Below are 23,244 nucleotides of genomic sequence, written 5' to 3'. Positions count from 1 at the left end.
CGGACGTCGTCGGACCAGCGGCGCTCCCCCGGGACGCCGCCCGCGCGCAGGGCTGCCAGAAGGCCGGTCAGGTCCGCACCGGGAGCCCGCAGGTCACCCGAGACCGCTGCCACGGTTTCGGCCGCCGTCCGCGCACCCACGGCGGCGGCGCCGTCGAGCAGTGCCCGCGCAAGCCGCGGATCGGCCGGCACCCGGGCCAGGATTTTGCCCAGTCCGGTGGCCGAGCCGTTACTGTCCACTGCGCCGAGGGAGCGCAGCGCGGACACGGCCTCCTGCATGGCTGCCGCCGGCGGCGCGTCGGGCAGGGGAAGCCCGGCACCGCCGGGAGCACCCCAACAGGCGAGCACCAGTGCCGCGGAGGTAAGGTCCGCGACGGCGATTTCCGGGGTTTGGTGGGCAGGCGCGGCACCGTAGGCCTTGTCGTCATAACAACGCACCACGCGTCCCGGCCCCTGCCTGGCCGCGCGGCCCGCCCGCTGGTCCGCCGACGCGCGGGAGCAGGACACCGTGACCAGCCCGGACATGCCGCGGGCGGCGTCGCGCCGGGGTTCGCGTGCCAGCCCGGAGTCCACCACCAGGCGCACGCCGGGAACGGTCAGCGAGGATTCAGCAAGCGATGTTGAAACGATAATCCGCGCCGGATCACCAGGGCCGCGGCCGGACACCGCTCGGTCCTGACCGGCCGGAGCTACCTGGCCGTGCAGCTCCAGCACTTCGGTGCCGCGGACAAGGGAACGCAGCCGGGCGGCCACATGGGACACTTCGCGTGCCCCGGGAACAAACACCAGGGCATCGGTGGAGGGGTCCGACGCCGTGGCCCGGGCATGCGCGGCGGCGGCAGTATCGGCCACATGGTCCAGGAAGGCGCGGGTAATTCCCCGTTCGTCCAACCGTGGTCCGGGGGCCGGCTGCCAGGAGACATCCAGCGGATGCAGGGCGGAGGGACAACCGACCACCGGCGCCGGACCGCCGTCACCGGTTCCCAGAAGTGCGGCAAACCGGTCCGCGTCCAGGGTGGCGGACATGGCCACCAGGACCAGATCTTCCCGAAGCTGGCCGACCTCGGCCAGCATGCCCAGCAGCAGATCCGTTTCGAGTCCGCGTTCGTGCACTTCATCGAGGATGACGGCAGCGGCGTCCGCCAGGCCGGGGTCGGCAAGGAGGCGGCGCAGCAGGATGCCCGGGGTCACGAATTCGACCAGTGTCCCGGTGCTTGCCCGGCTTTCCCCGCGGACGGTGTAGCCAATCCGTTCACCGAGCGGGGACCCGTCCAGGGCGGCCAGCCGGCGGGCCGCTGACCGGGCAGCAACCCGGCGGGGCTGCGTGACCAGCACCCTGCCCGGGCGGCCAGACACCGCATTGGCCACCAGTGGCGGCACCAGGGTGGTTTTGCCGGTACCCGGAGGCGCCTGCACCACCGCAGCGCCGGTTCCTGCCGCCAGTGAGGCCGTCAGGGCCGGCAGCGACTGCGCAAAGACCAACCCGGAACCGATGGCCGGCAGGTCAAAGGGCTCCCGGGCGTCCGGCCGCAGCACGCTGTCCCCGGACGGTGCGGCGGGGGACGTGGGGGCTGGGGAGGAGGCAGGGGTTGGGGACGCGGAGTTGAGGGATGGCTGGCGCGGTGTCACGCTTCCATTCTGCCTTCCGTCGGGGGCGGTCCGTCCCGCCGCCGCATGGTGCCACTTCACGGTGAAAGGGCCGGACCCGCGGTTTCGCGCTTTGCGGGCCCGGCAGCGGCTGCCACCCGGGCCCTACGTCCCGGTACGGAGTAAAATGGAACAGTGGCCACGCTCGCAGGTCCGCCCGCTCCATCCGCATGGTGCGGGGCTGCCTGTGCTTTCCGGTGCCGGGTGCGTCCCCTCCGGCACCGAAACGATTGTCCCCCGCCGGGGCAGCACCCGGTCCCGGGACATTGAGCAGGGCCTTCCGCTTCCATCCGGAGGTAGTAGATTGCCGTTCTCAGAGGGCCAGGTCCTGGTCCATCCCCATCACGGCCCCGCCGTCGTTGTCTCTTATCAAACCCATCCGCGCATGCAGAAGGACTGCATAGTCCTGGAAGTCCAATCCTCCCGCCTCCTGGTGTGGGTGCCGGTAGACCGGGTGGACCATGTGGGCCTGCGCCCGGTACTGGACCGCACCGGACTGGACCGCCTGTTCGCCGTCCTCCGGGCGCCGGCCGACGCAGAGGATCCGCAGTGGTCGCGCCGCTATAAGGAAAACACCGAAAAACTGGCGACCGGCGATCCGATGGTGATTGCCGCCGTCGTGCGTAACCTGATGCTCCGTGATGCCGCCCGCGGCCTTTCACAGGCGGAACGGGAAATGCTCCGCCATGCCCGCAAGCCGTTGCTGACGGAAATTTCCCTGGCACTGTCCATTTCGGAGGACGACGCCGGAGTGCGGCTGGACTCCGTTTGGCCGCCGTCGGGGGCAGTGGCCTGAGCCGCCGCGCTGCTGCCGGCGGTTTTTGACATCCCCCGCCGGAGGACTATGGTTAAACCTTCAACCATTCCTCTGAAGGAGGCCTGCTGCGCATGAGCGACGGCATTCTCGAGTCCACCCCTGCACTGGACGCAACCGCACTGGACACCATTTTCCGCACTGCACGGACAGTTTCCGAGTTCAGCGATGAGCCGGTCACCGACGAACAGCTCCAGGCCATCTACGAGCTGACCAAAATGGGTCCCACGGCCATGAACATCCAGCCGCTGCGCATTACGTGGGTCCGTTCGGCAGAGTCCCGCGAGCGACTGGTGCAGCACATGGCCGAGGGAAACCGCGCCAAGACCCTGGCAGCACCCCTTACCGCCATCCTCAGCTTTGACCGAAACTGGCACGGGCACTTCGCAACGGTCTTCCCGCCGGCACCGCAGCAGGGTGCGGCTTTTGCCGCCAACGCGGAGCTCAGTGCCGTCATGGGCAACAACAACGCCCATCTGCAGGCGGGCTACTTCCTGCTGGCGGTCCGTGCTGCCGGCCTCGCCGCCGGGCCGATGGGCGGATTCGATGCCGCCGGCGTGGACGCCGACCTGCATGCCGGCATGGACCGCCAGTCCATCCTGGTGGTGAACATCGGTGTTCCGGCGGCGTCGGAGCCCCGGTACCCCCGCCTCCCCCGGCTGGACTACGCCACGGCCGTTACGGAGCTGTAGCCGTCAAACGGCAAAGCAAGAGGGCGGGCACCGTTTCCGGTGCCCGCCCTCTGCTCTGTATGCGCTGCGCGCCTGGCTGCTAGGAAGCCAGTGCGGGGATCTTCATGCCGTGCATGTTGACCAGCAGGTCGCGTGCGGACTCGACCTGGCGCTTCGTTTCGGCGCCGTCCCAGCCGAGCTGCGGGGCCAGCAGGCCCGCCATCTCGTTGAGCATTTCCTCCGACACCAGGCCGCGGAAGGCCAGCGAGGTGCGGCGGATCAGGACGTCGGCCAGGCGGGTGATCTGCTCGTGCTCCACCATGTACTCGAGCTCGCGGGTGCTCAGCTCGTTGGTGGAGGCCAGCAGCTGGTCGCCGCCCTGGGCCAGGAACGCCATAACGTCCGTAGCACGGGTACCGTAGCGGGTCAGCAGCACGCGGACGCGGTCACGGTCGGCAACCTCGTTGGCCGTGCGGTTGATCCACAGCCGCTCTTCGGCTTCGGTGCGCGGGAAGTCCTTGCCGCCGCCGATCTGCAGTTCGGCAGTGGTGGTCTTGCGCGGCATGCCCAGGGCGGTCATGGCGTCGGTGGCCAGGGTCTCGGACAGGGCGCGGAACGTGGTCCACTTACCGCCCACCAGGGACAGCGTGGTGACGTTTTTGCCGGCGCGGTTGTCCACGCGCTTCTCGATGCGGTAGTCGCGGGACACGAAGCCGGGCTGGGTGTCGTCGTGCTTGGGCAGCGGACGGACGCCGGAGAACGTGTAGACAATGTGGTCGCGGCGCACGTCGATGGTCGGGAACACGTGGGCGATGAGTTCGAAGAAGTACTCGATCTCCTCGTCGGTGCAGACCGAATCCTCGCGGATATCGGCGTCGATGTCCGTGGTGCCCACCAGGACGCGGTCACCCATCGGGTAGATCAGGACAATGCGGCCGTCCGTGTGCTCGAAGAACATTTCCCGGCCGTTGCAGGCTTCCAGCAGTTCCGGGTGGTCCATAACGATGTGCGAGCCCTTGGTGCCGCCCATGAAGGACGTGCGCTTGCCGAAGGAGTCGTTGGTTTCGTCAACCCAGGCGCCGGTGGCGTTGATGACGACGTCGGCCTCGAAGGTGAACTCTTCACCGGTCAGTTCGTCGCGCAGCAGCGTGCCGGCGTCGGTGGTGCCCACAGCGCTGATGTAGTTGCTGGCCCGGGACTGCGGGTTGGCTTCAAGGCCGTCACGCAGGACATCCAGGGTCAGGCGCTCCGGGTTGTGCACGGAGGCATCGAAGTACGTGGCGGTGTACTTGACGTCCGGGCGCAGCTTGGGCAGTTCCTGCAGGGACTTCTTTTTGCCCACGAAATTGTGCTTGGGGGCCACGCGGCCACCGCGGGAGAAGAAGTCGTACATCATCAGGCCGGCCTTGATCAGCAGGGCACCGCGCTCGGTGTGCTTGCCCTGCTTGTGCGTCAGGAAGCGCAGCGGAGCGGCCGTAATGCCCGAGAACGTGGTGGTGATGGGGATGGTGGTCTGCAGCGGCTTGACGTAGTGCGGAGCCAGGCGCAGCAGGGCGTTGCGCTCGACGACGGACTCGTGCACGAGGCGGAACTCGCCGTTCTCCAGGTAGCGGATGCCGCCGTGGATCATGTGCGAGGAGGCGCCGGAGGCACCCTGGCAGTAGTCGCCGCGCTCGACCAGCGCCACGTCCACCCCCTGCAGCGACAGGTCACGGAAGGTGCCTACGCCGTTGATGCCGCCGCCGACGATCAGCACCGAGGCCCGGGGACGGTCCTTCAGCTGCTGTACCACCGGACGGGTCCGGGCGGCGGGGGTCTTGTCTTTACTGGGGTTCACGGAATTGTCCACGATATCTCCAAACGCTTCTGTGGCGGCATTGCCATATCTCACAATGTTCGAAGCCGTCCGCACCCCGGATCGAGTCAATGCACAAACGTGCACCCTGCGATAATGGATTCATGGTGAACGAAGCGGTGCGAACGGACAACACGTGAACATTGGTCTCACTGCCCGGTCCCCCGAACGGCCCGAACCGGGCATTGCCGTGCCGGAGAAGGAGGGCCGCGACAGGGATGCGTTGCGGGCCGCGCAGATGTACTACCTGCAGAACCTGACCATGGAGGCCATCGCCCGTGAACTGCGGATATCGCGGTCCACGGTGTCGCGCCTGCTCTCCCATGCGCGCAGCACAGGGCTGGTGCGGATCGAGATCCGCAGCCCCTCCGACCGGGCGCCTGCGCTTGAACGGCAGATCAGTTCCCGGTTCGGGATCCAGGCCAACGTGGTGCCCGTGGCTGAAACCGTGTCCCCCGCGCAGGCCCTGCAGCGGGTGGCGGTCCAGGCCGCGCACCTGATCGGCCCGCTCATCGACTCCGATGCCATTGTGGGGGTGGCCTGGGGCTCCACGCTGACCGCGGTGAGCCAGCACCTGCCGATCAAGAACACCCACGACAGCACCATTGTGCAGATGAACGGGGCGGGAAACTTCCGCACTTCCGGCATTACCTACGCGAGTGAGATCCTGCAGCGCTTCGGCCATGCCTACGGTGCCCGGGTGGTCCAGTTCCCTGTTCCGGCGTTCTTTGACCACGCCGAAACCAAGGCAGCCATGTGGCGCGAGCGGCCGGTGAAGCGGGTCCTGGACCTGCAGGCCCGCATGAACACGGCCATTTTCGGCGTCGGGTCCATGGAGGCCGGGGTGCCCAGCCACGTCTACAACGGTGCCTACCTGGACGAAGAGGACCTCAACGAGCTGCTGGCCGAGGGGGTGGTGGGCGACGTCGCCACCATGTTCTATCGGGCGGACGGTACCTGGGACGGCATCAGGCTCAATGACCGCAGCACCGGACCGGATCTGGCCTCCCTGCAGCAGGTGCCGCGGCGGATCTGCGTGGTGGCCGGGGAAACCAAGACCACCAGCCTGCTGGGCGCCCTGCGCGCCGGCCTGGTGACGGACCTGATCCTGGACGAGAATTCCGCCCGCCGGCTCGCCGGCACCGCCTGATTCCTTCCCCTACCCGCGCCGGGCCGGATGCGGCAAACTCATAGCGGGGTTCATGGGAAGGTCCTGCCGTGGGAAAAGCATCAACTCCGGTCGCTGCCGGCCGCCTGGCCTCCCGGCTGCGCGCTGCCGGGTGCGTGTACGCCGAGGAGGAGGCGGCACTCCTGCTGGCCGGCGCGCCCGACGACGCCGGGCTGGAACGGATGCTCGCGGAACGGACAGCCGGGCGGCCGTTGGAATACGTGCTGGGTTGGGCGGAGTTCTGCGGCCTGCACCTGTTGGTCAGCGACGGCGTTTTCATCCCGCGGCGGCGCACGGAATTCCTGGCCGGACTGGCGGCAGCCGAACCCGGCCTGCACGCCGTCGCCGTCGACCTGTGCTGCGGCGCCGGTGCCCTCAGCGCCGTGATCACCCGCCGGACGGAAACCGTGGAGATCTTTGCGGTGGACTGTGATGCCGCGGCCGTGGCGTGTGCCCGGCGCAACCTCGGCCCGCTGGCGGCAGTGCTGCACGGCGATCTTTTCGACCCGCTGCCCGCCCGGCTGCGCGGCCGGGTGGACGTGCTGGCCGCCAACGCGCCGTACGTCCCCACCGCGCAGCTGGACAGTCTTCCGTCCGAAGCGCGGCTTTACGAACCGGAGGCTACGCACGACGGCGGGGCGGACGGGTTGGCAGTCCTGGCGCGGATTGCCGTACAGGCTCCGGCGTGGCTCCGGCCCGGCGGGGTGCTGCTGGCCGAATGTGCCGAAACACAGGCGGCTGCGCTGGCGGACATTTTCGCTGCCGCCGGGCTGTCCGCCAGTGTCCTGCGGGACCCCGAAATCGAGGCCACCGTGGTGCGCGGTGTTGCCCGCGGGTAGCTGCGTTCAGGACTCCAGCATGGCCACGGACCGGTTCCACAGGTCCAGTGCCAGGAGGGCGTCACCGGCCTGTTTGTTGGGCCGGGCCACCTTGCAGCGTTCGAAGTACCTGCCCGTGGGGTAGTCCTCTCCCGGCGTGCCTTCGGCCAGGAACACCAGCGTCCGTGCGCCCTTTTCGGGACTGGTCAGGAAAAAGCGCAGCGGTGTGGCATAGGCGGCACGCATGGCCGTGCCCTGGGCATTGGAGAAGCTGGAGGCAACCACGCCGGGATGGAATGCCGTGGAGGTTGCCCCGTGCGAGCGGTAACGGCGGTCGAACTCCTCGGCGAAGAGGATCTGTTCCAGCTTGGCGTCGCCGTAGGCCTTGCGCGGCTGGTACTTCTTCTCGGATTCCAGGTCCTCGGGGTCCACATGCCCGAAGAGGCGGTTGGCGGCGCTGGAGGTGTTGATCACCGTGCCGCGTGAGTGGATCAGCCTGTCGGTGAGCAGCCGGGTCAGCAGGAACGGTGCCAGGTAGTTCACCTGGAAGGTCATCTCGTGTCCGTTGCCGGTGACCTGCCGTTCCTTGCCGAAAATGGCGCCGGCATTGTTCGCCAGCACGTCAATTTGGTCGTAGCGCTGGAGCAGGTCGGAGGCGAGGTTCCGGACACTGTCGAGGTCCGCGAAATCGGCCAGGAAGTACTGTCCGCCGGTCTGCTCGGCAACGGCCTTGGTTTTATCCGCCGAGCGTCCCACCACCACTACATGGTGCCCGTTCCCGGCCAGCTGCTTTGCGGCCGCTGCGCCGATGCCGTCGCTGGCGCCGGTGATCACGATGGTTTTGGGGGCCACGGGTGCCTGCTTTCTCTACGCTGCCGGAGACGGCAGCACCGCCTCACACACTAGCCGCACGGATGCCCGCTGCGCGACGGATCAGCTCATCGGTCTTAGGCAGCGGCCGGCAGGTCAGCTGTCCGCGCCCTGGAGCCGGACGAGCTTGTCCGGGTTGCGGACCGCGTACACCGCCTGCACCCGGCCGTCACCGGAGAGCTCCAGCTGGAAGACCGTGGTCACGGCTCCGACTTCCCGGAAAGCCACGGCGGGCAGGCCGTTCAGTTCAAGGAACTCCGGGAAGGCACCGGAACCGTACTTTGCGGCCAGCCCCAGCATCAGGCGGGCCACCTTCTCCGGGCCCAGCACGGGCCGCAGCGCAGCGTTGGCCTTGCCACCGCCGTCGGACACCAGCACTACCTCCGGAGCCAGCAGATCCAACAGCGGCTGGACCTGTCCGGTCATGGCGGCGGCCAGGAACCGTTCAACGGCGGCGCGGTGTTCCCCGGTATCGGGTGCCGTCCGCAGCGCTCCGGACCGCACCCGGGCACGCGCCCGGTGGACCATCTGCCGCACCGCCGGTTCGCCGGCCTCCAGCGTGGCGGCGATTTCGGGGTAGCCGAAGTCGAAGACCTCGTGCAGAAGGAAGGCGGCCCGTTCCGGGCCGGTCAGGGCCTGCAGCAGCACGAGCATGGCGGTGGACACCTCCCCGGCCGTGAGCACAGCGGCTTCAGGATTCGTTGCCGGTGCGTCCGGGCCGGTGGGCAGGGGTTCGGGCAGCCATTCCCCCGGGTAGTCCTCCCTCCGCCGGCTGGCAGCACGCAGCGCGTTCAGGGCCTGGCGGGACGCTATACGGGCCAGGTAGGCACGCGGATCAGTGACCGGGGCCGGGGCTGTCCGCCAGCGCAGATACGTTTCCTGCACCACGTCCTCGGCATCTGCCACAGACCCGAGGACGTCGTAGGCAATGGTGAATACCAGCCCGCGGTGGGCCAGGAACTCCGCGTCCCGATCCGGGGAGGCGCCGCTCAACCCGCCGCCCGGACGGACGGGTCCGTTACCTGCGGTCCCGTTGGCCATGTGTATGCTCCGCTTCGTTTGGCTTCGCCGCGGATCCACCGAAGGGTCATGCGGCAGATCAGTTCCTTTTGGAGGGCAGCGCTCCTGCCGTACAGGTGCAGGCGGGCAGGCGTATCGTCGGCGGCCAGGAACTGGACCACCGCGTCCTTGCGGCCCAGACTAATGCAGACTCCGCGGAATCCGCTGTTATGCCGAACACCGGCGGTTCCGTCGAGGGCACGGAGGATGTTCCCGGCCGCGTCCGCCCCCATGGGCAGCGCGGCGGCGCAGCTCATCCGCAGATAGGAGTACCCGTCAATGACGGCAGCGTCACCGGCACCGTAAATCCGCTCCTGTCCCGGCACCTGCAGGGTCGGGTCCAGGCGCAGCCGGCCCTCCGCGTTCACCGGCAGTCCGCTCGCTGCCGCCACCGGCGGTACCGCGAACCCCGCGCACCACAGGACGACGTCGGCGGCCAGGCTGCGCCGTACGTCCCCGTCGGCGGAAACCGCCCAGCCGATGTGCAGCTGCACCCCCGCTTTGCGCAGGCGTTGTTCCACCGTCCGTTGCGCCGGGATACCCAGCAGCGGTGCCAACGGTCCCGCGCTGTGGAGTGCCACGCGCAGGCCCGGGAAGGCCCGGTCGGCTTCGGCAGCCGTTTCCACTGCGGTCAGCCCGCCACCCACCACCGCCACTGTTCCGCCTGCCGGCAGTGCGGCCAGGTCCCGGCGGGCGGCAGCGGCCCCGTCCAGCTGCTCTATCCGCAGGGCGCCCAGTGGCGCCGCCGCAACCGACGAGCCGACTGCGTAGACCAGGTAGTCATAGCCCAGCCAATCCCCGGTCAGAAGCTGGACCCGGCGTCCGTCCGCCTGGATCCGCACCGCCGAGTCCTCCACCCGGCGCACCGCCGGGTGCAGAACGGAGTGGAAGTCCACCGTCGCATCGTCCCGGGTTCCAGCCGCGTATTGGTGCAGCCGGATGCGCTCGACAAACCTCGGCGCCGGCGTCACGAGGACCACCTCCAGTCCCGGCCTGCCGCTGGCTGCCAACCGGTTGGCTGCCATGACCCCTGCATATCCCCCGCCCAAGATGACTACGGTGGTGCCCATCGCCTGCTCCTTGCCTTGCGTCCGGCCCGGCCGCGGTCCGCCCGCGCCGGCTGTGTCCATAAGACACCGGCCGGCAGCGGTTTGTGACAGCCGCTTCCGGCGGACCGCCGGGAGGCACGCAGCCTCAGGCGATCCGGGTTTTCCGCGAGAACAGCTTCTGCAGCAGGATAAACACCAGCAGCAGGGCGCCGATGACAATCCGGGTCCACCAGGAACTCAGCGTCCCCTGGTAGGAGATGAAGGTCTGCACAATGCCCAGCACCAGCACGCCGGCCAGCGAGCCCAGGACGTATCCGTACCCGCCGGTCAGCAGCGTCCCGCCCACCACCACCGCAGCGATGGCGTCCAGCTCCATGCCCATTCCGGCCAAGCTGTACCCGGAGAGGCTGTAGAAGGAGAACAGGATGCCCGCGGTCGCCGAGCACAGCCCGCTGATGGTGTAGACCAGCACCTTGGTGCGGGGCACGGCCAGGCCCATCAAACGGGCGGAGGCTTCGCCGCCGCCGATGGCGTAGACGGTCCGCCCGAAACGGGTCTGGTGCAGCACGTAGAATCCGGCCGCAACAAACAGCAGGGCAATGAGGACGCCGGGCGAGACAAAGAGGCCACCGGGCAGCCGGATGCGGGCTTGGGCCATGGCGGTGAAGAACGGATCCGTGACGGTGATCGAGTTGACGCTGATGACGTAGCACAGCCCCCGGGCGAGGAATAGCCCGGCGAGCGTGACAATGAACGGCTGGATTTCGAAGACCTGGATGATCAGGCCCATCACCAGGCCGAATACCGCGCCAGTCAGCAGCACCACGGCAATCGCGGCGAACGGGTTCCACCCTGCCTGCAGCAGTGCTGCGGCAATCATCATGGACAGCGCAACCACGGAGCCCACTGACAGGTCGATGCCGCCGGTAAGGATCACGAAGGTCATCCCGACGGCCAGGACTATCAGGAAGGTGTTGTCGATCAGCAGGTTCAGGAAGACCTGGCCGGAGAGGAACCCCGGATACATCACTGCCCCGGCAGCGAACATGGCCACGAACAGGCCCACGGTCGCCAGGGTGGGCGCGTATTTGGTTTTGCCCTGCAGCCGGGACAGCCGGTTGCGTCCGGGGGCGGTGGAGGATCTGGTCAGCAGGGTCATGAGACGGCCGCCTTGGGTTCGGGGAGCCGGACGGTTGGGCGCCGCCGCCTCAGCATGGTCCGGGCTTTGGGTGACTGCAGCAGGCAGACCAGGATCACCACCAGCGCCTTGAAGACCAAGGTCACCTCCGGCGGGATGCCCAGCGTGTAGACGGTGGTGGTCAGGGTCTGGATGATCAGCGCCCCGACCAGGGTTCCGACCAGGCTGTACCGGCCGCCGGCCAGGGACGTACCGCCAATGACGACGGCGAGGATGGCGTCCATTTCTATGTACAGGCCGGCGTTGTTCGCGTCCGCTGCGGTGACGTTCGAGCTGATCATCAGGCCGGCAACCGCGGCGCAAAAGCCGCTGAAGACATACACAATCCAGGTGATGCGGCGGGCATTCAGCCCCGCCAGCCGGCTCGCCACCGGATTGATGCCCACGGCTTCGATCAGCGTTCCGAGCGCTGTCCTGCGGGTCAGCAGGGCGGTGGCGGCAAACGCCACGGCCGCAATCAGGATCGAAATGGGAAGCGTCAGGAAGAATCCGGCGCCCAGCGCATGGTACGGCTCATTCGAGATGGAAATGATCTGGCCGTCGGTCACCAGCTGGGCGAGTCCGCGTCCGGCGGTCATCAGCACGAGCGTGGCAATGATGGGCTGGATGCCGATCACCGAGACCAGGAATCCGTTCCAGGCGCCCAGAGCGAGTCCGGTTCCGACGGCGATCGCCACCGCGACGGCCGCGGTCTGCAGGGAGCCTGGATCGGTGGAGTTGTAGATGTAGGTGCAGGACACCGCCCCCGCTATCGCCGCCACCGCCCCCACGGACAGGTCGATGCCCCGGGAGGCGATCACCAGGGTCATACCCAGGGCGATCAGGAGGGTCGGGGCACCGTTGCGCAGGATGTCGATCAGGCTGCCGTACAGGTGCCCGTCCTGCATGCGCACCACCAGGAAGTCCGAGCGGAAGCCCTGGTTGAGCAGCAACAGGGCAATCAGCGCCAGCACCGGCCAGGTGAGCCGGTGCTTCAGGACGGCGTTCATGCCGCAGTCCCGGCAATGATCGTCATGACGTCCTCCATGCTGACGTCCTCGTTGACGAGGTCCGCCACCATTTCACGGTCCTTCAGGACTGCTATCCGGTCGCTCAGCCTCAGGACCTCCTCGAGTTCGGCGGAGATGAACACAATGGACATTCCTTCGTCGGCCAGGTTGCTGATGAGCATCTGGATCTGGGTCTTCGCGCCGATGTCGATGCCGCGGGTGGGCTCATCGAGGATGAGCAGGGCAGGGTTGGTGATCAGCCAGCGGGCCAGCAGCACTTTCTGCTGGTTGCCGCCGCTGAGGTTCCGGATCAGGGCATCCTTGTTGGCCGGGCGGATATCGAGGCGTTCGATGAACTTGTCCGCAAGTTCCTCCTGCTGGTGGCCCGGAATCCTCCGCATCCAGCCCCTGGTGGCCTGCATGGCCAGGACCATGTTGTCCTTGACGGACAGGTCCCCCACCAGCCCTTCCTCCTTCCGGTTTTCGGAACAGAATCCTATGCCCAGGTCCACGGCGGCACGGGGGCTGCGCAACGTGCGCTCGGATCCGCGGATCTTCAGGTCCCCCTGGTCGGCGTGGTCGGCGCCGAACAGCAGGCGCGCGGCCTCGGTCCGCCCGGAGCCCAGCAGTCCGGCAAGTCCCAGGATCTGGCCCTCGGCCAGCGTGAGGGTGATGTTCTCCACGGCTCCTTTCCGGCCCAGCCCGGTGGCCTGCAGAAGCGGGGCGTCCCCGGCCCCTGCGGCTGCCCGCCGGGTGTCATCCCGGTCCAGCTTGGCCAGGGCTTCCATTTCCCGCCCGATCATCCGCGAGATGAGGCCCATGCGGGGCAGCTCGGCGGTTTGGTACTCGCCCACCAGTTTGCCGTTCCGCAGCACGGTGATGCGGTCCGAAATCTCGTAGACCTGTTCCAGGAAGTGCGTGACAAACAGGACCGCCACGCCGCGGTCCCGCAGGGTCCGGACCACGCCGAACAGCTGCCGGACCTCGTCGGCGTCGAGGCTGGAGGTGGGTTCGTCCAGCACCAGCACCTTGGCATCAACCTGGACGGAGCGGGCTATGGCCACCAGCTGCTGCACGGCGATGGAGTGGGTGGAAAGGACCGACGCCGGGTCGAGGTGGCCCAGCTGGAGCTGGCCCAGCACGTCACGGGCTTTCCGGCGCATTTCCTTCCAATGGATGCGCCCGTACCGCCGGGGCTCACGGCCCAGGAGGATATTTTCCTCCACGGACAGGTTCGGGCACAGGTTCACCTCCTGGTAGACCGTGCTGATTCCCGCCTCCTGTGCATCGGCCGGGGCGGCGAAACTGCGCACAGCTCCCCCAACGCTTATGCTTCCGCCGTTTACCGGATACACGCCGGTCAAGGCCTTGATCAGAGTGGACTTCCCGGCGCCGTTCTCCCCCATCAGGGCGTGCACCTCGCCGGGAAAAAGCCGGAAGTCCACGCCGTCCAGGGCCTTCACGCCCGGGAATTCCACGGTGATGCCGGTCATCTGCACTGCTGGAGCCATCGTGTCCATGCTTTGTCTTTTCTGTGCTGGAAGGTGCGGGGTGCGGTGCACGCGGCTGGCATGCACCGCACCCGTGCGGAAGGGGCCGGGATCAGTACGCGCGGCTGGCCAGGACTTCCTTGGCCTGTTCCGAGGTGAAGGCGGTTTCCTCCACCACCACGCGGGCGGGGACTTCCTCGCCGTTGACGACCTTCGCGGCCAGATCCATCAGCTGGTCGCCCAGCAGCGGGTTGCATTCCACGATGTAGTTGATTTTGCCGTCGGCAAGGGCGGTCATGCCGTCCTTCACCGCGTCCACCGTGATGATCTTGATGTCTTTGCCGGGAACCTTCCCTGCCGCTTCGATAGCCTCGATGGCGCCCAGGCCCATGTCATCGTTGTGGGCGTAGACCACATCGATGTCGGGGGTGTTCTTCAGGAAGGCCTCCATGACCTGCTTGCCGCCGCTCCGGGTGAAATCACCGGTCTGGGACTGCACGATCTTCAAGTCCGGGTCCGCGGCAATGGCTTCCTCGAAGCCTTCTTTCCGGTCGATGGCCGGAGCGGCGCCGGTGGTGCCCTGCAGTTCCACGATATTCACGGGACCCTCCACCGCAGCGGAGTCCTCGACCAGCCACTCGCCGGCCTTTTTCCCTTCTTCGACAAAGTCGGAGCCCAGGAAGGTGGTGTACAGGGAAGTGTCAGCCGAATCGATGGCCCGGTCGGTGAGGATCACCGGGATGTTGGCGTCTTTGGCTTCTTTCAGGACCGTGTCCCAGCCGGATTCAACCACCGGGGAGAACGCGATGACATCCACTTTCTGCTGGATGTAGGAGCGGATGGCTTTGATCTGGTTTTCCTGCTTCTGCTGCGCATCCGTGAACTTCAGGTCAATGCCGGCTTCCTTGGCGGATTCCTGGACATCCTTGGTGTTGGCCGTGCGCCAACCGCTTTCGGCACCCACCTGGGCGAAACCCATGGTGATGCCGTCCTCCGAGCCGCCGCCGGCGTCGTCGGAACCGCCGCACGCCGTCAGCGCGAGGGCCGAGACGAATACAACTGACATAAGGGATTTTCGAAACACTTCTGCCTCCTGGAAATCGGACCGCAGCCAGGAGCAGATGCACCGTCAGCGCTGCGCGGGCTTCGTGCCCTGCCAGAATTGTGACCGCTAACATTCCTGCGGTCAAGGGATATTTTTATCCCTTTGAGGACGGTCCGCAGGTTAAACGGCAAGGCCCGCCATCAGCATGGCGGGCCTTGCCTGGAGCCGTTGCGGCACCGGGACGGATCCGGAGCTATGCGTTGGCGGGAACCTTCGCTTCAACCGGAGCTGCCGGTTCCCCGTCCACGGGCCATGCCTCCGCCCGCGGCGGCTTGATCCGGTCAATGACCATCACGACCAGCAGGGAGGCAGCACCCCAGATGCCCAGGGTCAGCAGGTGCGAGCCCACTGTGTCGGAGCCGAAGTACAGGATGGAGCGGATGGACTCCACCGCGGCCGGCATCGGCAGGATCCCGTGCAGGATGCGGAAGATCTCCGGCTCCATGTAGACGGACATTGCCGCACCTGAGGCCGGGATGCCCAGGAACATCAGGATGCCGATCGCCGGCAGGATGGCCAGCATGCCGATGAGGCGTTCGAAGACGGCGGTGAACATCGCCACGCAGAAAATTGCGATGGCACCGGTTCCCCAGAGTGCCAGGAAGTGTCCGTCGATGGCGCCCACAAATACATCCACGATCAGCCAGAGGAAGGCGGAGAAACCTACTGCCCAGCCTGCGACGACGGGTAGCAGCTGCCGCAGCGGCCGGCTGGCGGGCGCGGCGGTGGCGCCCACCACGATGATCATGAACCCTGCCATGATCCAGCCCATGGCCAGGTACATGGTTGCCATGCCCATGGAATCCTCACCCGGCAGCGGCGCAACGTCCTCCACCGTCAGCTTCATCTGCTGGCCGGCGGAGACCTGCGTGAAGACCTGGGTGACCACCTGCTGCGCGCTCATGCCCGCGGCCTGGTTGGTGAAGAGGGTTGCCATGGGGTTCTGCGCCGACGGCAGCACGTAGGCGGCGGTGATTTCGCGGTCCTGCACCTGCTCCCGTGCCTCGTTCACGGAATCAAGCGCCCTTAGGTCGAAGAGTCCGGACATGTTTTCCTCCAGCCCGGCCACGGCCTGGTCCGCCTGTTCGGCGGTTGCGCCGACGACGGCGACGGGCATCTCCTGCGGTGCGGGCTTGTACATGGCACCGAGCATCATGGTCAGCATCATCGAGACCATCACCAGCGGGAAGAACGCCAGGGTGACGTAGCGCCAGACGCGGTTCTTCGGGCGCGGTCCTCCGTGCAGCGAGGCCACGTTGACCGGCAGCGGCTTGGCGTCGGGCTTGCGGCGCCGCTTCAGGGCGTCAAGGACAAGCGTCAGCAGCAGCGACGCCACGGTGCCGATTGCCAGCACCATCAGGTGCCCGCCTGCGCCGTCGCCGTCGAAGTAGAGCACCGACCGCAGGGACTCGCCCGTGGCTGCGGCCGGCAGGAAGCCGTGCAGGAACGGGTAGAGGGCGGGCATGGTGTGGACGGACATGCTCATGTTGGAGGCAGGCACGCCCAGCACCATCAGGAACAGCATGCCGGCCAGGACCGCCATGGGGCCCAGGATGCGGGTAAGGAACAGCTGGACGCTGCCCACGGCGAAAACCGAGAGCCAGCAGATGCCCAGCACGGCGGCGGTATGTCCCTCCACCACGCCCATGATCGGGCCGACGACGGCCCACACCAGTCCAGCGATCAACGCCGACCAGCCGGCCAGCAGCGGAACGAAGCGGCGGAAGCGCAGCAGCTCCGGCGAGTTGGACAGCACCAGGCTCAGCGGCATGTAGCCGGCCAGCATCAGGGCGGTGGTCATGAACATCGCGCCGAGTCCGGCCATGTCATTGTCCGGCAGCGGTGCCAGGTCTTCGGCCTGCAGGGCGAGCCCCTGGCCGAGCACCTGCGGTGCCAGCAGCGCCGTGACGGTACTTGACTGGGATGCTCCCGCAGCACCGGCGGTGTAGACAGTGGCGGAACCCTCGGCCACCATCACGGCACCGGAAACTTCGCGGTCAAGGACCAGCCGGCGGGCCTCCTCGGCCGAACCGGCTACCCGGACGTCCACGGCATCGGGGTCCGCGGACTCCAATGCGTCGGCGAAGGCATCGGCCTGCTGGCCGGCAACGGCAATGGGCATGTTGTGCGGTTCCGGTGAGTGCATGGCAGCCAGATATCCGCCCACCAGCATGGAAACCATCAGCAGCGGCATCAGGAACATGGCAACGTAGCGGCCGATTTTCTCTGCTTTGGCCCGCTTCGCAGCGGCAGGATCAAGCTCCTGGGTCTCCTGGAGGTCAGCCTCCGCCGGGTCAAACTCCGCCGGGTCAGCGGCCGGCGGCGAGTCGGTGGAGGTCGGATGGGGATTGGTCAAGAACGTGCTCCTGTGATGATTCAACGTAGGTGGTGGTGCGAAGTGCGCCGGAAACAGACCGGCGGTCGGTGGGACTCCCCAAAATTACGCCACATGGCGTAAAATTGGTAATCGGTCGGGAAACGACGCAGGGAAAGAGGGAGCAGCAGCATGGGACAGCACGGCGAGAAGGCCCGCGGGGCATTGCTGGATGCGGCGGAGGAGCTTTTTGCACGTTTCGGCATCGACGCCATTTCCAACCGGCGGATCGCCGAGCATGCGGGAACGGCCAACCACTCCGCTGTGGCGTACCACTTCGGCGGCCGTGACCAGCTGTTGCTCGCGCTGACCACCCGGCACCTGGAGGCCACCAACCGCCGTCGGGCCGCCCTGCTGGCGGACCTGCCCGCCGATGCCGCCCTGCCGGACCTGCTGGCCGCCATGATCCTGCCGTGGGTCGAATACCTGGCGTCGCTGCCCATGCCCAGCTGGCGGGCGCGCTTTGTAGCGCAGCTTCGTTCCTCTCCGTCAGGCCACGACGTGGCTGCACGTGCAGCCGGAACCAGTCCGGTAATGGACGAGCTGGTCCGGCGCACCCACGCGGCGGTCGGCGACGTCGCCCCTTCCGTCCTGTACGGCCGTTCCTCGATTCTCGCCAGCATGGTGCTGGGCGTGTGCGCCGACTACGAGGCCCGGATCCAGGACGGGATTGAATCAGCCAATTGGACCGGGGTCGGTTACTTCCTCATCGATGCCTGTGCGGGGATGCTGGCTGCACCGGTAACCCACCCCGGTGATTTCCTGGCCGACCCCTCGCAGGTGTACCTGCTTTAGGCCTCCGCAGGCGTCGCGCCTGCGAGCGCGGCAACAGCCAGCCCGGTCTCTTCGGCTACCAGGTCCGCGTTGATCGCTGCTCCCGCCATCAGCCCGGAGGAGGCCGAGGCTATGACCTGTGCCATGGGAACCGCCAGGTTGCCCGCCGCATATACGCCCGGAACCGACGTCGCGCCCGTGGGATCAGCCGGGATGGAGGTCCCGATGGCCAGCTTGCCCATGAACTGTTCCGCCGGTTCGAGTCCCAGCCCGGCCAGGTAGCCGGCGCGGGCTTCCAGATAGCTAAGGACCACCAGCGCGTCCCGCTCCACCAGGCGGCCGCCGGACAGCCACACGTCGGCCTGCCCCTCCACGCCTTCCACCGGGCCGGCTACCGTGCGGATGCCTCGTGCTGCCAGCTGTTCGGCCTGTGCGGGCTCCGGTTCGCCGGCGGTGTGGAGGAACACCACGACGTCGGCAGTGATCTGCCGCCAGAGCAGCGCCTGGTGCATGGCGGCATCCATATCCACGGCAAGGATGCCGATGGCTCTGTCGCGTACCTCCCACCCGTGGCAGTACGGGCAGTGCAGCACGGTGCTCCCCCACCGCTCCGCAAGCCCGGGCAGCTCCGGAAGCCGGTCCCGCACCCCGGAGGCGGCAAGGATGCGCCGGGCGCGCAGTTCCCGTCCGTCGGTCAGGACCACCCGGAACAGCCCGTCAGCGTCCCTGCGGATGGTGGCGGTATCGCCCGGCAGTACGGTTCCGCCGTACCCGGTCACTTCCGCACGCCCGCTCGCGTACAGCTCAGCCGGGGTCGAGCCTTCCCTGCCCAGGTAGTTGTGCACATGGGCGGCCGGAGCGTTGCGGGGATCCCCGGCGTCCACCACCACCACGGAGCGGCGGGCCCGTGCCAGGGCAAGTGCCCCGTTCAGTCCGGCTGCGCCGCCGCCGATGACGGCTACGTCATACGCAGCCTCCCCGCCGGATCCTGCTTCTTCCATTGGTGTAACCGCATTCATGTTGCTGTCCTCTCGTTCGGCCCGCCCACGGTGCGGCGGTTTCACTCAAGTCTCCGCAGCGGCCGGCGCAGTGGGCAACGAAAATTGCCGGTATGGCAAACTGCTCCTATGGATGCTTCCTTCCCTCTTGGTGATGTCGGCGAGCGGCTCCGCTCCCTCCGGACCGCACGGCGGGTAACCCTCGCCCGGGTCTCGTCCGATACCGGGATCTCCGTCAGCACCCTCTCCCGGCTGGAGTCCGGACAGCGCAAACCCACCCTTGAACTGCTGATGCCGCTGGCCCGCATCTACGGGGTCACGTTGGATGAACTCGTCGGCGCCCCGGCCACGGGCGATCCCCGCGTGCACATGCGGCCCGTGCGCCGGCACGGCGCCACGGTCATTCCGTTGACGGAACGGGCCGGCGGGCTCCGCGCCTACAAGTACATCCTCCCGGCGGCGCGTGCGGGCGCAGAGCCGACGCCGCAGACCCATGAGGGCTACGAGTGGCTGTACGTGCTCAGCGGCAGTCTCCGCCTGCTCCTGGGCGAGCAGGAACTGGTGCTGCAGCCGGGGGAAGCGGCGGAGTTCAACACCCGCACGCCGCACTGGATGGGCAATGCCGGCGCGGAAGCCGTGGAGTTCCTGGCCCTGTTCGGCCCCCAGGGCGAGCGGGCACATCTGCGTGCCCGCCCGGCTTCGCGCGCGGGAGCTAAGTGACGCCTGCTTCGGTTGGCAAAAACCCGACCGCCCGAACGAGGAGGCACAAATTACCGTTTTCCGCTGGATATCGGTAATTTGTGCCTTCTCGATCCCGAGAACGGTAAATCGTGCCTTTTTGATGCCTACGCGACGGCGTTCCGCGGCGCACCGGCCGGCCCCAAGCCGGTGCCGCGGGGGCCAAGGGCGCGGTCGTAAATCACGGAGCAGATCAACGCGGCGGCCACGGCTATCAGGATCAGGACCAGCATGCCGATGATTCCGCTCTGCAGCCCGGCGTCGGCTTGGGCGTCGAAGTACAGCACCGCCCGGTTGGCCATGGTCATCTGGTAGAGCGGCTCGCCCCGGGCTATGAAGCGGAAGAAGCCGGGCAAGGCCTCCAGCGGCACCACACCGCTGGCGGCCGGCAGGCCCATAAACACCACGTAGATGAGCGAGACAATCATGCCTGCGCTGCCCAACAGGGCAATCAGGGCCAGGGTCACGGCGGATACGGTGACAATGGACAGCCAGGTGGTGAGGAAGAACCAGCCGCCGTGCGGTATCGGCATCCCCACGGCGGCGGCCACCCACATCATCAGTCCGGCAGTGGGCAGCGCTCCCAGCACCACAATGCCCCACTTCAGCAGGTACGTGCTCCAGCGGCCCTGGCGCATCCGGGGCCCCAGGACAAAACGGGGCCCCAGCTCCACCGGTGTCACACCCAGGCGGGAGTCAACCAGGAAATGCAGGGCAACGGACCCGCTGAGCCCCACCACCATCAGCAACACCGAGTAGAAGAAAGCACCCATGCCCAGCGCAGTGCCTTCCTGCGGCGGGTTGTAGACCGATGTCCGCACGGCAATGGGATCCGCCAGCAGGTCGGCGGCAGTACCGTCCACCCGCGGTGCCACCTGCTGCTGAAGCTGCGCCGGCAGCTCGGTGCCCAGCCGTTCCAGTTGGCGTTGCAGATCCGCCTGCGCCGCCGTCTGGGCGGTTTGTGCGGCGGCGGTCAGCTGCTCGCCGAGCCCCTTGTCCGCCTGGTCAACCGCCGGGGTGATGGCATTGGTGGCCAGGCTGCTGGCCAGCGGTCCGGCCAGCGGATTGGTGTAAACGGTCAGCGACGGCCGGCTGACCTCCGTGTCCGTGAGGGCACCGCTCACCAAGGCGTTGGCGTCCGCGGAAAAGGTTTCGGGGATCACCACGGCCCCGTGGATCTGGCCCTTGCCCATCTGATCCCGGGCCTCATCCCAGGACAGCACCCGCAGGTCAATCTCATCCGAGCGGCTGAACGCCTGTTCCATCTGGTCGGTAATGTTCCGGCCGAGGTTCTCGCTGCCGCCGGTGGGTGAGTCCGCTCCTCTGTCCTCATTCACCACGGCAATAGGAAAGCGGTCCAGGTGGTTGCCGGGACTGCCGAGCCCGCCGATGTACAGCGCAGTTCCCGCCCCGCCAAGCAGCAGCAGCACCAACACGGGCAGCAGCCAGAGGCGCGGGGAAAGGTACGCGGCCGCCTTCGACGGCGCTGCGTGGGTCTGCCGTGATGGAGGCCCGGTTTGGGGTTCCGCCGGTTGCGCTGAATGTGCGGGCATGGGCATACCTCCCAAAGAACTGCAGGGATGTTCTCCTCCTACCGTTTGAGGTTACCGTCCGCCGTCGGCCGCCGATATGCCCGTCTGCCTCCCTGCGCACGGGAGGACCATATTCCTCCGGCCTTGACGTTGACGTTGCGTCAACTTCTAGGCTGGAGGCGACGGAAGGAGAGGCGCATGGACCTATCCATCAAGGATGTGGCCAGACTGGCCGGGACAACGTCCCGCACGCTGCGCCACTACGACAGCATCGGGCTGCTGCCGCCCAGCAGAGTGGGCAGCAACGGCTACCGGCGGTATGACCGCAGTGCCTTGGTGCGGCTGCAGCGGATCCTGCTGCTGCGCAGCCTGGGCCTTGGCCTGCCGGGGATCAGGCGGATCCTGGCGGGAGAGCAGGATGACGCCGCTGCGCTGGCCGGACACCTTGTTTTCCTGCAGGCCGAACAGGACCGGCTGCAGGCACAGATCACAGCGGTCTCCACAACCCTGGAGGCCCTCAAGGAAGGGAAGGACATCATGGCGGAGGAAATGTTCCACGGTTTTGACCACACGCAGTACCGCGAAGAGGTGGAACAGCGCTGGGGTCGTGAGGCCTACACCACCTCGGACCGCTGGTGGCGCTCACTCGATGACGGGCAAAAACACGGCTTCCAAACGGAACACCGGGCAATCCAGGACGAGTGGGACGCACTGCAGCGGCAGGGGCTCTCCCCTGTTGCACCCCAGGCGCAGGAGGTTGCCGGCAGGCATGCCGCATGGATCGCCGCCGGCTCCGGGAACCGGCAGCCGGAGGCGCAGATGCTGGCAGGGCTGGCGGAGATGTATGCAGCCGACGAGCGGTTCGCGGCGAACTACACCCGCGAGTTTGCTTCCGGTGCGCAGTTCGTCCGCGATGCGCTGGTTCACTATGCCCAGCACCTTGCCGGTTAACCTGCTTAGGTCCGTAGCCGGTTCAGCAACGCGTCAAGGACCGGGGCCTGCCCCTTGACCAGCTTGCTGCGGGCATCGGCCTCGGCGAACCACCCCGCATCGTCGATTTCTGGGTATTCGCGGAGAGTCCCGGATCCCTTCGGCCATTCCATGGCAAAGGTGTTGCTGGCAATCCGCTCCGGGGCGAAGTCCGCCTCGGCGGTGAAGACGGTAATGGTCTTTTTCGAGGACTGGCGGAAGCTGCCGAGCAGCACGTAGTCGGCCGCCGGAGCGGCAGTACCCATCTCCTCGGCGAATTCCCGCAACGCGGCAGCCAGCGGCTCCTCCTCCCCCGGCAGGTACTCCCCCTTCGGCACGGACCACGCGTGTGCGTCCTTCCGGGCCCAGAACGGACCGCCCATATGGCCGATCCAGACCTCCGGCCCGGACGGACCCCGGCGGTACAGCAGGATCCCGGCGCTGTGGATCATGCGTCCTCGAAGCCGAACGCGACCACTGCCGGAACTGCGGAGCGGAGACGGTCCAGGACGTAGCGTTCATGCGGGACGACGGCCGCGGGCAGCTCATCCAGGGAAAACCACTCCAGCGCGGCGGCTTTGCCGGGTTCCATGATCCGGGGCTCTCCCTGCCAGCGGGTGCAGGTGAAGAAGAAGTCCACCCGTTCGCTGACCGCCGTCCCGTCGCCGTTGGTGCGGTGCATGGCCGTCACGGGCACCAGGTCACCGGCGCCTATCCGGATCCCCAGCTCCTCGTATGCCTCCCGGACCGCGGCCCCCACGGCCGGCTCCCCTGCCTCCACATGCCCGGCAGCCGCCGTCGCCCAGTGTCCATCCATATACCCGGTCCCCTGCCGCAGCTGCAGGAGGACGTGGTCGTCCCGGCGGAGGATCACATAGCTGGCAGGCACTACTTGGAACCGGTGGAACACGGCGGATCGCTCTCCTTTGGCCGACGGACGGGGCTTCAGCCTATTCCAACCAGCCCTTGACCGGGCGTAACAAAAAACAAAGCACCCCGGTCCTGGGACCGGGGTGCTTTGTTTACTGCTGGTGCCCGAAGTGGGACTCGAACCCACACACCTTTCGATACTGCATTTTGAGTGCAGCGCGTCTGCCAATTCCGCCATTCGGGCGTGCCCTCTGTCA

21 protein-coding genes and 1 tRNA gene are annotated in these 23,244 nt (G+C 67.3%); 7 read left to right on the top strand and 15 right to left on the bottom strand.

From position 1 onward, the window contains the following. On the bottom strand, positions 1–1,535 hold a 1,535-nt coding region (locus tag AC5RUF_RS01240), incomplete at its 3' end, for a helicase-related protein (protein WP_494129442.1). 415 nt (positions 1,536–1,950) lie between these two features. Between AC5RUF_RS01240 and AC5RUF_RS01235 the strand changes: the two genes are divergently transcribed. After that, positions 1,951–2,442, top strand: coding sequence for a CarD family transcriptional regulator (locus AC5RUF_RS01235; RefSeq protein ID WP_493997533.1), 492 nt, complete (start codon positions 1,951–1,953; stop codon positions 2,440–2,442). Positions 2,443–2,534: 92 nt separating this feature from the next. After that, the gene (locus tag AC5RUF_RS01230; protein ID WP_493997532.1) at positions 2,535–3,152 is read left to right on the top strand and encodes a malonic semialdehyde reductase; all 618 of its coding nucleotides are present in this window, start codon (positions 2,535–2,537) and stop codon (positions 3,150–3,152) included. Between the two features lie 79 nt (positions 3,153–3,231). On the opposite strand, the gene AC5RUF_RS01225 is transcribed toward AC5RUF_RS01230, so the two are convergent. Then, positions 3,232–4,968, bottom strand: a complete 1,737-nt coding sequence (locus AC5RUF_RS01225; RefSeq protein WP_493997531.1) for a glycerol-3-phosphate dehydrogenase/oxidase — start codon at positions 4,966–4,968, stop codon at positions 3,232–3,234. Positions 4,969–5,176: 208 nt separating this feature from the next. Here AC5RUF_RS01225 and AC5RUF_RS01220 point away from each other — a divergent pair, with 208 nt between their 5' ends. Next, positions 5,177–6,136 (top strand): sugar-binding transcriptional regulator, encoded by a 960-nt coding sequence (locus tag AC5RUF_RS01220; RefSeq protein ID WP_494129441.1) that lies wholly within the window; start codon positions 5,177–5,179, stop codon positions 6,134–6,136. Between the two features lie 68 nt (positions 6,137–6,204). Beyond that, positions 6,205–6,993: a putative protein N(5)-glutamine methyltransferase gene (locus AC5RUF_RS01215; RefSeq protein ID WP_494129435.1), complete on the top strand. Its 789-nt coding sequence runs from the start codon at positions 6,205–6,207 to the stop codon at positions 6,991–6,993. A gap of 6 nt (positions 6,994–6,999) precedes the next feature. Here the strand turns inward: AC5RUF_RS01215 and AC5RUF_RS01210 are convergent, their stop codons facing one another. The 8 genes from AC5RUF_RS01210 to AC5RUF_RS01175 all read right to left on the bottom strand — a co-directional run bounded on the left by AC5RUF_RS01210 (position 7,000) and on the right by AC5RUF_RS01175 (position 17,088). Beyond that, entirely contained in the window at positions 7,000–7,824 is an 825-nt protein-coding gene (locus AC5RUF_RS01210) for an SDR family NAD(P)-dependent oxidoreductase (protein ID WP_493998350.1), read from the bottom strand. A 114-nt stretch (positions 7,825–7,938) separates the two neighbouring features. Next, positions 7,939–8,883, bottom strand: coding sequence for an RNA polymerase sigma factor SigJ (sigJ, locus tag AC5RUF_RS01205; protein ID WP_494129434.1), 945 nt, complete (start codon positions 8,881–8,883; stop codon positions 7,939–7,941). Continuing rightward, on the bottom strand, positions 8,832–9,971 hold the full coding sequence (locus AC5RUF_RS01200; protein WP_494129433.1) for an NAD(P)/FAD-dependent oxidoreductase: 1,140 nt from the start codon (positions 9,969–9,971) through the stop codon (positions 8,832–8,834). The genes sigJ and AC5RUF_RS01200 overlap by 52 nt, the downstream gene beginning before the upstream one ends. Before the next feature lie 124 nt (positions 9,972–10,095). After that, positions 10,096–11,109 (bottom strand): galactofuranose ABC transporter, permease protein YjfF, encoded by a 1,014-nt coding sequence (gene yjfF / locus AC5RUF_RS01195; RefSeq protein WP_493996908.1) that lies wholly within the window; start codon positions 11,107–11,109, stop codon positions 10,096–10,098. Then, a complete protein-coding gene (locus AC5RUF_RS01190) occupies positions 11,106–12,137 on the bottom strand; it encodes an ABC transporter permease (protein WP_494129432.1) in 1,032 nt (343 codons plus the stop codon). Before AC5RUF_RS01190 ends, yjfF begins: the two co-directional genes overlap by 4 nt. Continuing rightward, positions 12,134–13,657: a sugar ABC transporter ATP-binding protein gene (locus AC5RUF_RS01185; protein ID WP_494129431.1), complete on the bottom strand. Its 1,524-nt coding sequence runs from the start codon at positions 13,655–13,657 to the stop codon at positions 12,134–12,136. The genes AC5RUF_RS01190 and AC5RUF_RS01185 overlap by 4 nt, the downstream gene beginning before the upstream one ends. Before the next feature lie 82 nt (positions 13,658–13,739). After that, complete coding sequence (locus tag AC5RUF_RS01180; RefSeq protein ID WP_493996905.1) at positions 13,740–14,693, bottom strand: ABC transporter substrate-binding protein; 954 nt, start codon at positions 14,691–14,693, stop codon at positions 13,740–13,742. A gap of 232 nt (positions 14,694–14,925) precedes the next feature. Beyond that, positions 14,926–17,088: an ABC transporter permease gene (locus tag AC5RUF_RS01175; protein WP_494129430.1), complete on the bottom strand. Its 2,163-nt coding sequence runs from the start codon at positions 17,086–17,088 to the stop codon at positions 14,926–14,928. A gap of 150 nt (positions 17,089–17,238) precedes the next feature. On the opposite strand from AC5RUF_RS01175, the gene AC5RUF_RS01170 reads away from it, so the two are divergent. After that, positions 17,239–17,901 carry a TetR/AcrR family transcriptional regulator gene (locus AC5RUF_RS01170; protein ID WP_494129429.1) on the top strand — a complete coding sequence of 221 codons (663 nt, stop codon included), beginning with the start codon at positions 17,239–17,241 and terminating at the stop codon, positions 17,899–17,901. Here the strand turns inward: AC5RUF_RS01170 and AC5RUF_RS01165 are convergent. Then, entirely contained in the window at positions 17,898–18,899 is a 1,002-nt protein-coding gene (locus AC5RUF_RS01165) for an NAD(P)/FAD-dependent oxidoreductase (protein WP_494129428.1), read from the bottom strand. The two genes, AC5RUF_RS01170 and AC5RUF_RS01165, sit on opposite strands and share 4 nt — an antisense overlap. Positions 18,900–19,007: 108 nt before the next feature. On the opposite strand from AC5RUF_RS01165, the gene AC5RUF_RS01160 reads away from it, so the two are divergent. Then, on the top strand, positions 19,008–19,598 hold the full coding sequence (locus AC5RUF_RS01160; RefSeq protein ID WP_494129427.1) for a helix-turn-helix domain-containing protein: 591 nt from the start codon (positions 19,008–19,010) through the stop codon (positions 19,596–19,598). Between the two features lie 125 nt (positions 19,599–19,723). Here AC5RUF_RS01160 and AC5RUF_RS01155 read toward each other — a convergent pair whose 3' ends face one another. Beyond that, entirely contained in the window at positions 19,724–21,169 is a 1,446-nt protein-coding gene (locus AC5RUF_RS01155) for an ABC transporter permease (RefSeq protein WP_494129426.1), read from the bottom strand. A 177-nt stretch (positions 21,170–21,346) separates the two neighbouring features. Between AC5RUF_RS01155 and AC5RUF_RS01150 the strand changes: the two genes are divergently transcribed. Next, positions 21,347–22,099: a MerR family transcriptional regulator gene (locus AC5RUF_RS01150; protein ID WP_494129425.1), complete on the top strand. Its 753-nt coding sequence runs from the start codon at positions 21,347–21,349 to the stop codon at positions 22,097–22,099. Positions 22,100–22,104: 5 nt separating this feature from the next. Here the strand turns inward: AC5RUF_RS01150 and AC5RUF_RS01145 are convergent, their stop codons facing one another. The 3 genes from AC5RUF_RS01145 to AC5RUF_RS01135 all read right to left on the bottom strand — a co-directional run bounded on the left by AC5RUF_RS01145 (position 22,105) and on the right by AC5RUF_RS01135 (position 23,231). Further along, positions 22,105–22,569: an NUDIX hydrolase gene (locus AC5RUF_RS01145; RefSeq protein ID WP_494129424.1), complete on the bottom strand. Its 465-nt coding sequence runs from the start codon at positions 22,567–22,569 to the stop codon at positions 22,105–22,107. Beyond that, the gene (locus tag AC5RUF_RS01140) at positions 22,566–23,006 is read right to left on the bottom strand and encodes an NUDIX hydrolase (protein ID WP_493996450.1); all 441 of its coding nucleotides are present in this window, start codon (positions 23,004–23,006) and stop codon (positions 22,566–22,568) included. Before AC5RUF_RS01140 ends, AC5RUF_RS01145 begins: the two co-directional genes overlap by 4 nt. A gap of 140 nt (positions 23,007–23,146) precedes the next feature. Further along, positions 23,147–23,231, bottom strand: a tRNA-Leu gene (locus AC5RUF_RS01135). Between the last annotated feature and the right edge of the window lie 13 nt (positions 23,232–23,244).

The sequence above is a fragment of the Arthrobacter sp. Y3224198 genome (genome assembly GCF_059090025.1).
The sequence above is the reverse complement of the archived record's forward strand: the minus strand, read 5'-3'. Positions and strand labels throughout refer to the sequence as shown.